Source organism: Clostridium sp. Marseille-P3244 (assembly GCF_900120155.1).
Lineage (GTDB): Bacteria > Bacillota > Clostridia > Lachnospirales > Lachnospiraceae > Mediterraneibacter.
Genome location: NZ_LT635549.1, coordinates 235,663 through 248,361, shown reverse-complemented (window position 1 = coordinate 248,361; position 12,699 = coordinate 235,663). Strand labels below are relative to the sequence as shown.

General features: G+C 45.0%; 12 protein-coding genes. All 12 read left to right on the top strand.

From position 1 onward, the window contains the following. Positions 1–6 precede the first annotated feature (6 nt). The 12 genes from essC to BQ7367_RS02915 all read left to right on the top strand — a co-directional run bounded on the left by essC (position 7) and on the right by BQ7367_RS02915 (position 12,688). A complete protein-coding gene (gene essC, locus BQ7367_RS02965; RefSeq protein WP_072524149.1) occupies positions 7–4,338 on the top strand; it encodes a type VII secretion protein EssC in 4,332 nt (1,443 codons plus the stop codon). 4 nt (positions 4,339–4,342) lie between these two features. Next, complete coding sequence (locus BQ7367_RS02960) at positions 4,343–4,843, top strand: hypothetical protein (RefSeq protein WP_072524148.1); 501 nt, start codon at positions 4,343–4,345, stop codon at positions 4,841–4,843. Between the two features lie 13 nt (positions 4,844–4,856). After that, the gene (locus tag BQ7367_RS02955) at positions 4,857–5,138 is read left to right on the top strand and encodes a hypothetical protein (protein ID WP_072524147.1); all 282 of its coding nucleotides are present in this window, start codon (positions 4,857–4,859) and stop codon (positions 5,136–5,138) included. Positions 5,139–5,189: 51 nt separating this feature from the next. Beyond that, entirely contained in the window at positions 5,190–5,459 is a 270-nt protein-coding gene (locus BQ7367_RS02950; RefSeq protein WP_072524146.1) for a hypothetical protein, read from the top strand. 34 nt (positions 5,460–5,493) lie between these two features. Then, the gene (locus BQ7367_RS02945; RefSeq protein WP_072524145.1) at positions 5,494–7,107 is read left to right on the top strand and encodes a hypothetical protein; all 1,614 of its coding nucleotides are present in this window, start codon (positions 5,494–5,496) and stop codon (positions 7,105–7,107) included. A 29-nt stretch (positions 7,108–7,136) separates the two neighbouring features. Further along, positions 7,137–7,982: a leucine-rich repeat domain-containing protein gene (locus BQ7367_RS02940; RefSeq protein WP_072524144.1), complete on the top strand. Its 846-nt coding sequence runs from the start codon at positions 7,137–7,139 to the stop codon at positions 7,980–7,982. 148 nt (positions 7,983–8,130) lie between these two features. Further along, positions 8,131–8,292, top strand: a complete 162-nt coding sequence (locus tag BQ7367_RS14670) for a hypothetical protein (RefSeq protein ID WP_207647041.1) — start codon at positions 8,131–8,133, stop codon at positions 8,290–8,292. A 35-nt stretch (positions 8,293–8,327) separates the two neighbouring features. Beyond that, positions 8,328–9,305 (top strand): DUF5050 domain-containing protein, encoded by a 978-nt coding sequence (locus BQ7367_RS02935; protein ID WP_072524143.1) that lies wholly within the window; start codon positions 8,328–8,330, stop codon positions 9,303–9,305. Positions 9,306–9,335: 30 nt separating this feature from the next. Continuing rightward, positions 9,336–10,307, top strand: a complete 972-nt coding sequence (locus BQ7367_RS02930; RefSeq protein WP_072524142.1) for a DUF5050 domain-containing protein — start codon at positions 9,336–9,338, stop codon at positions 10,305–10,307. 112 nt (positions 10,308–10,419) lie between these two features. Beyond that, the gene (locus BQ7367_RS02925) at positions 10,420–10,818 is read left to right on the top strand and encodes a hypothetical protein (RefSeq protein ID WP_072524141.1); all 399 of its coding nucleotides are present in this window, start codon (positions 10,420–10,422) and stop codon (positions 10,816–10,818) included. A gap of 74 nt (positions 10,819–10,892) precedes the next feature. Beyond that, complete coding sequence (locus BQ7367_RS02920; RefSeq protein ID WP_083588855.1) at positions 10,893–12,386, top strand: FtsK/SpoIIIE domain-containing protein; 1,494 nt, start codon at positions 10,893–10,895, stop codon at positions 12,384–12,386. Continuing rightward, a complete protein-coding gene (locus BQ7367_RS02915) occupies positions 12,362–12,688 on the top strand; it encodes a TIGR04197 family type VII secretion effector (protein ID WP_072524139.1) in 327 nt (108 codons plus the stop codon). Before BQ7367_RS02920 ends, BQ7367_RS02915 begins: the two co-directional genes overlap by 25 nt. Positions 12,689–12,699 lie beyond the last annotated feature (11 nt).

Here is a 12,699-nt window from a genome sequence, read left to right as displayed (position 1 = left end):
AAAACAATGAAGTACATACTGACAGAAATCACAGGCGGTTATACAGAGATTCCGGCATCAGGACAGGAAGAAGGACTGAAGGAGAATGTCTGGCAGGAGATAGACGGAAGGAGCGTCTTTCTGCTGGGAGATGAAGTCCATATCTTTGACCGGCCGGAAGAACTGAGGATCTCTTCCGGGAACGAGGCGGAGATCCGGGTAAACGGAACGGCGGCCCGCCTGTACCTTCAGGGAGATGAGCTTCTCCTTGAGCCAAACGGGGAGGCCCGTCTGTATCTGAACCAGCAGGCAGTGGAGGAAGATCAGGTGCAGATCACTCCGGGAGATGTGCTGTTCCTTCATAACGTGAAGATGATCTTTGACACAGATCAGACAGTGATCGCGGGCAGCGCGGACGCGTACACATGCAGTCTTCCGGAAAGACGCCGGATGGATCAGCCTTTTGACGGGTTCCCGGTCTATAAAAGATCGCCCCGTCTGATCCGCAGGATCTCCACCGAGAAGATCCCGCTGGAACTGCCGGGAGCAAAAGAAAAACGGGATAAGAAGGGGCTGCTTGCGACGGTGCTTCCGCCCCTGGCCATGACGGCGGTGACCGTGGCAGTGGGAGTCCTGATGGGAAGAGGAATCTACATGCTGATGTCTGTGGCAGCCACAGGCATGACCGTGATCTTCTCCATCGTAAAAGGCATCAATGACAATAAAGAACTGAAAGAGCGAAATAAAAACAGAGAAAAACAGTACACCGAATATTTGTGGAGGAAACAGAACGAGATCGCCAAGGCGTACAAAAACGAACAGGATGTCTATCGGTTCCAGTATCCTTCTGTGGAAGAGCTGTGCCGGAAGGTCAACGCTTATGACAGCCGCATTTACGAGCGGGTGCAGTCGGACGACGATTTCCTTACGGTAACTGTAGGACACAGCAGGGGCGGGACAGCCTTCCGCATCGACAGCAAGGAGCAGAAGTGGGACGAGGAGGCGGATCCGCTGGCCGAGGCGGCACAGGAACTGAAACAGAAATTCTCTGTGATCGACAAGCCCAAAGTGATCGACTTAAAGAAGGCTCATCTGGGACTGGTAGGGGAGAAAGAAAACCTGCACCGTCAGATCCGGCTGCTGATCAGCCAGCTGGCATTCTTCCAGTCCTACCATGACCTGCAGATCATCGCGGTATACGATCCCAAATATGAGGAGGAATTCTCCTGGATGCGCTGGCTTCCCCATGCCAGGATCCAGGCACTGAACGTGCTGGGAATGATCCACTCCGAGCGGACAAGGGACATGATCCTGGGGAGCATGAACCAGATTCTGAAGGACCGGCACAGCCGTCTGGAAGAAGGAAAGAAAGAGGCAAGATTCATGCCCCATTACCTGTTCCTGATCGACGAGCCGTCCTTTGTGATGGACCATGCCATCATGGAATACCTGCGGATGGACGGGGACGCGCTGGGCTTCTCCATCATCTATACCAGCTATCTGCGGGCCAACCTGCCGGAGTACATCGGCACGGTGCTGCTGTTAGAGAACTCCAGGGAAGCGACCCTTCTGCTGGAGGAAAGAGAATACAAGAAACAGAAACTGGAACTGTATCAGGAAGGAAACACCGACTTCGAGTGGATGGCCCGGAACTTGAGCGTGCTGGAGCACGAGCAGGGGATCACCAGCCACATCCCGAAGAACGTGACCTTCTTCGAGATGTACGGGGTCCAGCACCCGGAAGAACTGAACATCGCCAAACGCTGGCGGGAGAGCCAGTCCCACAAATCGCTGGCCGTGCCGCTGGGCATGCGGGCCGCTGCGGACATCCTCTCCCTGAACCTGCATGAGAAGGCCCACGGCCCTCACGGACTGGTGGCCGGCACCACAGGTTCCGGAAAATCCGAGACGATCCAGAGCTATATCCTGTCCCTGGCGGTGAACTTCCATCCCCATGAAGTGGGATTTCTGCTCATCGACTACAAGGGCGGCGGCATGGCCAACCTGTTTAAAAACCTGCCCCACCTGCTGGGCACCATCACCAACCTGGACGGAAGCGAGAGCATGCGGGCCCTGGCGTCCGTAAAGGCGGAGCTGTCCCGGAGACAGCGGGTGTTCAGCGAGCACGGGGTCAACCATATCAACGGCTACATGAAGCTCTTCAAAGAAGGAAAGGCCCAGGAGCCGATCCCACACCTGTTCATCATCAGCGACGAGTTCGCGGAGCTGAAGAAAGAACAGCCGGAATTCATGAAAGAGCTGGTATCCGCGGCCCGGATCGGCCGGAGTCTTGGCGTGCATCTGATCCTGGCTACCCAGAAGCCCACCGGCGTGGTGGACGATCAGATCTGGAGCAACAGCAAGTTCAAGCTGTGTCTGAAGGTACAGGATGAGAGTGATAGCAAGGAAGTCCTGAAAACACCGGACGCGGCCAGCATCACACTGCCCGGGCGGGGCTACCTGCAGGTGGGAAACAACGAGATCTACGAGCTGTTCCAGTCCGCGTGGAGCGGCGCGGCTTACATCAGGGAACAGGAGAAGGATGTGACCCTGGATGAGCGGATCTATTCGGTCAACGAACTGGGGCAGGGCGAGCTGATCAATCAGGACTTAAGCGGCAAGAAGGAAGAGCAGAAGGCCATGAAGACCCAGCTGGATGTGGTGATCGAGCATATCCGGGAAGTGTACGACCAGGAGAGCCCGGTGGAGGTGAAACGGCCCTGGCTGCCGTCATTGGAGCAGATGATCATCAGTCCGTATACGGAGGAAAACACGCAGGCTGTTCCGGCGGACGCAGAAATTTATATGGAAGAGGAAGAAAAACTGAATCTGTCGGTATGCATTGGAAAACTGGATATCCCGGAAACGCAGAGCCAGGAGGAACTGGAACTGAATTTCGCGAAGGACGGGAATCTTCTGTTTGTGGCCTCCAGCGGCTATGGAAAATCTGTATTTCTGACTACGGTGCTGATGAGCCTTGCTATTCTGAATGATGTAGATCTTCTGAATTTCTACATACTGGATTATGGAAACAGCGGAATGATGGCAATGAAAGAGCTTCCTCATACAGCAGAATATATTTCCATCGATGAAGAAGAAAGATACTGGAAATTTAAAAAGAAAATGACCTCAGAGATGAAACTGAGAAAAAAACTGTTCGCCAGATATGCGGTTTCCTCACTGGAGGCATACAATGAGCTGGCAGAGACACCGTTAAAAGCCCTTATGATCGCCATCGACCATTTCGATGTGATCAAGGAGATGGGGATCGAGGATGAAGAGTTCTTCACCAAACTTACAAGAGACGGGCTGGGGCTTGGAATTTATGTAGCGGCGACCACCACAAGGATGAATTCGATCCGCCAGGCCACCCTCAATAATTTCAAAAACAAGATTGCAGGTTATAACTTTGACGAGAATGAGATCTTCCTGGCAGTGGGAAGGAGTCCCTACAAGCAGGCAGAGATCCGGGGGCGCGCTCTGATCAAGCAGGATGACGTACACGTACTTCAGATCTATACAATGGCGCCCTGCGAGAATGAAGTGGAATACAGCAGATCGCTGAAAAAGCTGACGCAGGAGATCCGGGAGTTATATCCGGGCAAAGAAGCGCCCCATATCCCGGTGCTTCCGGATGAACTGTACGCTTCCATGCTTCCGGACTACGAAGCTGTCGGAGCGGAAGACTATCAGGTGGGCCTGGATACGGACAGTGTCCAGGTAAGAGGTTTTGAGAAGAGCGCGAGTCCGTTTGTGATTATCGGCGGTACAGGCACCGGAAAGACCAACATGCTCCGAGTGCTTGTGGATCAGGCAAGAAAGAAAGGAAAGACCTATGTCTTTGATTCCAGAAGTATGGAACTGTTCGCCTGTGCCTCCATGGAGGGCGTATGCTATGTCAGGGAACAGGAGCAGACAGCCGGATTTATCCAGGATCTTACAGAAGAGATCGAAAAGAGAAAACAGAAGCTGGAAGAGCTGATGGAAAGCAGGCCGGGCACCAATCCCAAAAAGCTGGTGGAAGAGATGGGATACTTTACGGTCGTGGTCGACGATGTGGATGACTTCATAGAGTTTATCAAGCCGGAGATGAACAAGGTCGCGCCGTTGCTGAAAGAGTGCGGAAATCTGGGGATCACCAATGTGATCAGCGTCCATGCCGCGAAGGTGAGAGGGATCGATGAAGTCAACAAGCTGGTAAAGCAGGCATCTAACGGGCTTGTTTTAAGCTCCCAGGGAGTGACGACCATCTTCCCGATCAGCAGTATGAAAGAACTGCCGCAGTTCGGAGACGGACTGCTGTTTAAGAACGGAACATACCGCAGACTACGTCTGCCGAAATACGCGAGAGAGGAGTGATCAAATGGCAATCAACAGATATTACAGGAGCAACAATTCATACGGAAGAAATTCACAGGCGGCCAGGATCGCGGCGGAAAACGCAAGGATCCAGAGGATCAACAGTTACCGCAGCCAGATCGGGCAGCTGAACGGACAGATCGACGGATTCAATACCGAGATCGCAAGGCTGCGCAGAGAAGTGGAGCGCTTAAGAAACTTTGAATCCGACAGGAGGGCGGCCTGGGGCCGCTTCCAGTCGGAGCACGCAGACCGTCAGAGGAGGCTGCAGGGGATCCAGAATTTTATCCCGGTGAGCCTTTCCGCGAACAAGTACCATGAAGGAATGAACGAAGATGTAAACGGCGGAAGGATGACCCAGGCGATCAGCGAGGTGGAATCCGGCTTTTCAAAGATCACGCAGGCGATCCGGACCAGAGAAGACCGGATCGGGCAGCTGCAGAGCCAGATCGCTTCACTGGACGGCCAGATCGCAGCGCTGTATCAGATGATAGCCAATGCTTAGAGGAGGGTGGAGTATGAGTGAGATTATTATAGTGGATGAAGAATTTCAGGAGATGGCTGAAGCAATCCGGTTACAAAGCGAGGAGACGGAAAGAATTGTGGAGTCTCTGATAGAAGCATTTGAGAAGATCACGACAGAATTGACGGTAGAAGGAAATGTCGCAGAGAATTTTAAAACGCTGAAACAGGAGATCGAGAGCCTGAAGGGGCAATTCTCGGATATTTACGATGAAGTAAGCCAGGCGGTGGAAGAGTTTATAAACGAAGTGGATACGGCAGATGATTTTTTATATTAATTCAAAAGTATGGCAGTGAAAATCAGTTATATTTGATAAGGAGGACCGGTAATGGGAAATGTAAGCTTTCAGAAAGAGAATGTCGGAAGTGTGACGGGAGCATTGGGAAATGTGGTTGCCGGAATACAGACCAACATCCCGAAAAAAATGGAAGAGAGTACCGGGGCAGCGGTAGATGCGATCACAGAGCTGGAAGAAAATGTAGTAAAGATCAATACGGAGATCGAAGGGATCGGTACAGACACGAGTACTCTTCTGAACTGCCTTGCAAGCAGCTGGGAAGAGTTTGAAGCAAATATAAACGCCGCATGGCAGAAATGAATCTGGATAGTTGAAAGGTTAAAGAGGGAGAAAAATGAAAAGAGATTTTACAACAGGAGTGAGAGATCAACTCAAAGAATTGGTGGAAGAGAAATATGAGATCGACTGGTCTGTGTCGAACGCGGAATATGTGGATGATCTTCTGGGTACGGAAGTACGGGAGAACTGGACAACTTTGGAAAATCAAGTGTCAGCCATTCGGGCCAATAATAGCCTGTCTGTAACAAAAATAGATGAAATCTGGAACAAGATAGCGGAACTGGACGCAGCATATGCGGCAAAGCTTACTTCTTTAAATGATCTGGCAGAAGCATATTATGAGAAACTGAAGATGATCAGAGAAAAAATACGACCAGAGGCAATTATTGGCAGTCTCCAAGGCGATCCCCAGATGTTAAAAGATGAATTTCTTGCCGTAACGGAAAGAATAGAAACTAGGAAAGTTGCCATAGAATTTGAAAAATTAATTGTCAGGAATGCTGATGGGGAAATAGTGGATTATAAATGGGAAGAAATTCATGCTTTAATGCAAAAAAATCAAGATAAAGTAACAGACATACAGTATTTGGCATTAATAAGAATGATAGATTCGATGAAAATCGAAGATTTGGGGAAGTTTATTGAAAATTCATATTTAGATAATCCAGAAAATGTAGTGGTTAAAGGGACAAGCCTTTTAGATGTCAACTGGATATATGAGCTTAGTCCCGTATTTATTAAATTGTCAGGAGAGTATTATGCAGAAATAGAAGTATTACTAAATTTCAAAGAATTTAGCAATACAGATTTAGCTCTGGCAGATGAAAATTTGACAGATGCTTTAACAAAGCAGGGAATCCTTCTTGGTATATGCCAAAATGCCAGTCGAATTTACCGTTTTGGACATGGTTTGCCTATAGAAGGCAACGGCGGCGGTGGAATTGATGTAAAATTGGAAAAGTGTATAACAGAAGGAGATGGAATATCTTACTATAAAATTAGTTTTGACAAGGGCTATACAGAGATATTGGACATTTCTTCTGCAGAAAAAGGAATGGAACAATGTGAAATAAAAGTATTCCCATATCATTCTGAATTGTCAACTTTATTATCGGCAGTAACGATAGAAAGTGTAAATGCAATAAAAAGGGATAAGAATGAAGAATTCTTCAAATATGGGATGGATAAAATTACAGGGGGAATATTTGGAAGTGCCGTGAGTGGGAAAATAGATAAAATATTTGAAGGCGCGACGGGAAGCGTTGGAATAGTGGTAAAAGGATACAATATAGTTTTAGACATTGAAGAACTTAAAAATGAGGTATCTTCGTTAGTGAATGAGATTGATATATATAATAGCAATATGGATAAAATTATTGCAAAATTAAATGATGCCAATATAGCGGAATGTTTAATGTATGGGGCACAAGTTACTGTCAATCATGACGGAAGTCTTCAATATAATAATATCACCTTTGATTTTGAAGAGCTAGATTTTGCGTTGAAAGTATATGAAGAAGAAACAGGCAATAAGTTGTCAAGTAAAGAAATTATTGAAGATATTACGAGTGGAAAAACTACATATTCAGATGAATGGATAGCATATAGGCAATGGTTTAATGGAGACGGTGATGGAGCTGCGACAGTAAGGGATAAAATAAAACAATAGACTATTTATGCAGTAGAGGAGGTAACATAGTGGAGAAGAAGGGCATTAAAAAAATTATTTTGGCTAGTTTTTTATTAATAAGTTTTATAATTGCTATAGTTATTTTTTTGCCTCAATACAGAGAATATAAAAAATATGTTCATTTCAAAGATGAAAATTTAGAAAATATTGTACAGGTAGCAACTAGCTGGAGTGAAAGTTTTGATTTATGGGATGAGGATATTACTATAGAACAAGCAAATGAAGTAGAGAGAATTTATATAAAGGCATTGCGTTTGAAATGGGACGCGATAAAAACATATGAAGATTTATTAAATTTTCCTAATGCAGAATATGTCCAATTAGGTGTAACGGAAGGATATGAAAGCGGTGACAGTGCAGGTAGAGAGGAGTATTTGCAGCTGCGGCAGGCGGTGGAGAATCCTCCGTATGCTGAAAAACTGAAGCCGGTGCTGGCAGAATTAGAAAAACTGCGATGGGTCAGGATCTATTCGGATATAGTGCTCGAAGACCTGGATATTATCAGTGAATGTGAAGATTTTGAAAGAATACATGTATATCAGAATCAGCTGAAGAATTTAGATGGGATAGAGGGGATCAAAATACAGTTTGCGGATTTTTCAGAAAATGATATTACAGATATATGGGCGGCAGGATCAGCGGAAATACAATTTTTAGTATTAACAGACAATAATATCGAAGATTATTCTCCTCTTCTGGAAATAGAAGGGCTGAAGGCCGTCTCCTTTGACTTTGACAAGGGAAACGGTAAAGAAATTGCTGAAAAACTTACCGAGAAGGGCTGTATCGCATCAAATGATAAGTGGGTACCATATAGGATGTTTTGGGAAATATTAGAACAGTCAGAGTCTTAATATGGCATAAATATATATTTCGAGGATTTTGATAAAAATTCCTTTTTTGCATAAAAGTGGGATCAGGAAATTTAAAGGAGATTGAACATAAGGAGGGAGAGTGGGAACAGTGGATTTACTCACCGGCCAGGGACCGCGATTTTGAATATTGCCAGAATCGGTAAAGGCAGCCGGAGTGGGAAGAGACATCCTGTATCTTTCTGTTGCTCTAGAACCGACCGGATTTGAACATGTCTGGTTTCTGGTGGATATAGAGACTGGGGAGTACGTACAGGTAATGGAGGACGATACATTTGTCAGTCCGGAGTAATATGATTTGATTCTTACAAAAGAGGAATGAGCTGAATGGGGAGAAAAAAGAGTATTCTATTTTTCATAAGTTTATTTTTCATAGTTCTGGTATTGATAATCGCTGTACTTTTGTATGGAAATTTTATAAAAGAACGGGAATATGGAAACACAGAGGGAAATCTTTCTAATAATTTATCACATATTACAAGGAATGAAAATTTCTCATATGTTGCTTTAAAAACGGGCATCTATAGAGGAAAAGGAATATCCGATCTTGAAAAAATTTCAGAGGGAAAGTATGCATATATGAACTGTATAGACGGCTGGCTGTATGCATTAGAATTTGAAAAAAATCAAATTGTAAAAATGAAGCCAGATGAAACCTCAGAAATCGTATTATATCAGGCGACGGGACTCTGTGGCGGCCCCTGGGTTATAAATGACAAAATTTATTTTGAAGATGTGGATAAGGATGCATATTTTCGGATGAAAACGGATGGGAGCGGGCTGAAAGAAATCAAGCCGAAATGGGGAGGATATGAGCAGTGGATATATACATCTGTCCGAAACAGGGATTATGAATATAGTCTGGAAACAGAATATGACATGACAGAAAGCCAGCATTCAGCTGACGCAGTATATGCGATGGGATGGCTTGAAAATGAAACTAAGCCGAACGGAAAACTGTATCGCTTTGAATACGATTCAGAAGCAGGGTATTTGCTGGAAGAAGGCGTATTCCAGTTTAATATAGTAAACGATAAGATTTACTACTTGGTGTCTGGAGAAAATAAAGCGGAACTTTGTGTGATGTGCATGAAGTTGGACGGGAGCGAGAAAGAGGAGATCGCAAAGATAACGGCGGAAAAGCCGGTAAAGGCGGCTGGACTAGGAGTGGGAGGAAACCTAATGTATCTTTCCGTCTCATTAGAACCGACCGGATTTGAACATGTCTGGTTTCTGGTAGATATAGAGACTGGGGAATATATACAGGTAATGGAGGATGACACCTTTGTCAGCCCGGAATATTAAGATTTGTTTTTTACAAAAGGAATGAGCTGAATGGGGAGAAAAAAGATTATTCTGATTTCGATAAGTTTATTTTTGGTAGTTCTGGTATTGGTAATTACAGTTCTTTTGTATGGAAATTTTATAAAAGAACAGAAATATGGAAATACAGAGGGAAATATTGTTAACTCGTTATCACATGTTACAAGTGACGAAAAGTTCACATATATTGCTCTGTATACTGGGATATATAGAGGGACAGATATTTCCTCTCTTAGAAAAATAGCAGATGGGGACTATTCAGATTTAAACTATATGGAAGGAAAATTATTTGCATATAATATTGAATCTGACGAAATTATTTCAATGAAAATAGATGGAACAGAAAAAGAAGTCTTGTATAAAGGAAACATATTAGGCCCATGGGTAGTAAACAACAATATTTTTTTTAAGGATATCGAAAAGAGCTCTTACTTCAAGATGAAAATGAATGGAAGTAGTTTTTTAATAAAAATTAAACCCAAATGGGGAGCTGAGGAACAATGGGTTTATACAGAATTAAAGGATAGAGATTATGAATATGATTTATTAAAAAGGGGCTGCAATATAGAAGAGAGCCAACATGCGGATGGGGCAGTATATGTTATAGAGCAACTTGATGATAAAACTCCGCCGAATAGAGAATTGTATCGTTATGAATATGGAGCGGACGAAGGAGTTTTGTTAGCTGAAGACATATTTCGATTCAATATTTCAGAAGATAAGATTTATTATTTGGCCTCTGGAGAAAATAAATCAGAACTTTGTGTTATGCGTATGGGATTGGATGGAAGTCAGAAAGAAGAGATTACAAAAATTTTGTTGGATGAGCCAGTAAATGCCGCTGGAGTGGGAGTTGGACAAGAAATATTGTGTCTTTCTATAGCTCTGGAGCCAGATTTAAATCATGTTTTGTTTCTTGTAGATATAGAGACAGGGGAGTATGTACAGGTAATGAAGGATGATACATTTGTCAGTCCGGAGTAGATGTACTTTGTGAGCGAAAGGGGACAAATGAAGAGTAATTTTGTCTCCAAATGAATTTAAATTTATATTAGATGCTGGGCATGCCCGCTTAAGTTTGAGTGGGAGAGTAAAAATGAGTGAAGTAACAAGAATACTGTGTATATTTGTATTAAGCATTATGTGCGTGGGATGTAACAAAAACGAAGAGATTAATACAGCAGAAACGGAGATGGATGATATGAACAGCGAATTTAATTACGAACAAACACAGCGGGTGATAGAAAAAGCATTTGAAGAAGCAGAAATCGAGTATGAAAAAATTAGGATTGAGGGAATCTTATCTATATTTGGACAAGTTGGAATTACAGAAGTGGAGTCAGCTGAAGTAATACAGCAGGAGAGATTTCCGGTTGCATTAAAGATTGTTTGTGAAGACAGTAGGGAATACGAAGTGGGACTGAAGAAGAATCTGTCTGTGGAAGCTGTTAAAGATTTGCAAACATCGGAATATATATACGCTGTTTCCAGATAGAGGTTCAAGCATTAAAGTATATTTTTGTTATTACATATGGAGACCAAACAAAAAGAATATAGACAAACTATTCTTTGTGCCAATTACGGCTCTGTAGAAGTAACGAATATGTACGAGAAACCGCTTTTGTCGCGTCTGCGGGATTCGGAAAGACAACATTTTTGACAACGGTGGTTCTGAGCCTGGCAGCGGTCAACTGTGTGGAGAGACTGAACTTTTATATTCTCGATTTCGGAAACAATGCGCTGACACCACTGCGCACACTTCCTCATGTAGCAGACTATATCAGCCTGGATGACGAAGAACGGTTCCAGAAATTCCTGAGGCTGATCAAAGGAGAGATGGCTTACCGGAAGAAACAGCTGGCAAAGAAAGCAGTCCAGAATTTCGAGATCTACAATCAGATGTCGGAAGAACAGATGAAGGCCATTTTTATCATTATCGACAATGCAGATGCCATCAAAGAGATGGGATTTGAAATGGAAGAAGAATTTACGGTGCTCACCAGAGACGGCAGCAGTCTGGGAATTTATGTGGTCATGACTGCTACCAGAGGAAACGCGGTACGTCAGGCGACACTGAACAATTTCAAGAATAAGATCGCGGGATTCAACTTTGACGAGAACGAAGTACGGAGCCTGATGGGACGCAGCCAGTATAAACTTCCGGAGATCAAAGGACGTACCATGGTCAAAACAGGAGAAATCAACTGCATGCAGTTTTATTCTATGGTACAAAGTGAAAATGAGCTGGAATACAGCGAAGGGATCCGGAAGCTGGTCGGAGAGATCCGGAGTATGAACCCCGGAAAAGAAGCTCCCCATATCCCGACACTGCCGGAGGAGTTCTACAGCGGTATGCTGGAAGAGTATGGCGGAGAGGACCGGGAGTTCTATATCGGGCTGGAAAAGGAAAATGTGGTAAAAGAAGGATTCTTCGGCGGTGAAACACCGTTTGTAATCCTTGGGGAGAACAGCAGAGGAAAGACAAATATGCTCCAGGTGATCCTGGATCAGATATCGGACGATCGGCAGATCTATCTGTTTGATTCGCCAGGCATGGAACTGTATGCATACGGACGGAAAGAAAATGTCACCTATGTAAACAGTCAGGAGGAAGCGGTGAAATTCCGTGAGGCGATGGAAGCGGAGATCCAGCAGAGACGGCAGAAACTGCAGGAAGCTCTGGAGACAAATCCGGGTGTGAATCCGAAGCTGCTGCTCCGGAAGACAGACGCTCCGGTGATCATTATGGATGACGTAGATAACTTTATCACACTGGTCAAAACGGATATGAACAAACAGGCGGCACTGCTCCGGGATGCTGTAGAAGTAGGGATCCCATGGATCGTCACTGTATATGCCACAAGGACGAGAGGAATCGACGAGGTCAACCGTCTGGTGAAGCAGGCTTCCAACGGTCTTGTGCTGGGCAGTCAGGGAGTGAGCACGATCTTCCCGACAGTGAGCACGAGAGATGTTCCGGAGATGGGAAGCGGGTTACTGTTTAAAAATGGATCATACAGGAAAGTGAGGTTACCGAAATGGGGACAACAGGGAATGGATTAATCTTCTATGCAGAAGCAGGAAAGGCGGCAGAGGACGCAATCAAATCCGCTGCGTTAAATGTTCAGGCAAAGACAGTGGCTGCTCCGGCGAACAGCAATCTGACAGCGGTCAGCAATGGAGTGAGCTGCTGCGGCGCGCAGAAGTCCAGGACAGAGGAGTTCAAGGAAAACCTGACCGCGGATGCGGAGGTGATCGGGGCTTTGACAGCTTCATTTACCATGATGGATGAGGAACAGGGCAGAAAGAATCAGGATTCGCTATTATCCGCGCCCGGACTGAACGGAAGTCCGAAATTGTATTAAAGGAGGACGGC

What these genes read in the sequence shown, in the direction of transcription:
- essC (WP_072524149.1), top strand. Translation starts at nt 7, where the DNA reads ATGAAGTACATACTGACAGAAATCACAGGCGGTTATACAGAGATTCCG.
- BQ7367_RS02960 (WP_072524148.1), top strand. Translation starts at nt 4,343, where the DNA reads ATGGCAATCAACAGATATTACAGGAGCAACAATTCATACGGAAGAAAT.
- BQ7367_RS02955 (WP_072524147.1), top strand. Translation starts at nt 4,857, where the DNA reads ATGAGTGAGATTATTATAGTGGATGAAGAATTTCAGGAGATGGCTGAA.
- BQ7367_RS02950 (WP_072524146.1), top strand. Translation starts at nt 5,190, where the DNA reads ATGGGAAATGTAAGCTTTCAGAAAGAGAATGTCGGAAGTGTGACGGGA.
- BQ7367_RS02945 (WP_072524145.1), top strand. Translation starts at nt 5,494, where the DNA reads ATGAAAAGAGATTTTACAACAGGAGTGAGAGATCAACTCAAAGAATTG.
- BQ7367_RS02935 (WP_072524143.1), top strand. Translation starts at nt 8,328, where the DNA reads ATGGGGAGAAAAAAGAGTATTCTATTTTTCATAAGTTTATTTTTCATA.
- BQ7367_RS02930 (WP_072524142.1), top strand. Translation starts at nt 9,336, where the DNA reads ATGGGGAGAAAAAAGATTATTCTGATTTCGATAAGTTTATTTTTGGTA.
- BQ7367_RS02925 (WP_072524141.1), top strand. Translation starts at nt 10,420, where the DNA reads ATGAGTGAAGTAACAAGAATACTGTGTATATTTGTATTAAGCATTATG.
- BQ7367_RS02915 (WP_072524139.1), top strand. Translation starts at nt 12,362, where the DNA reads ATGGGGACAACAGGGAATGGATTAATCTTCTATGCAGAAGCAGGAAAG.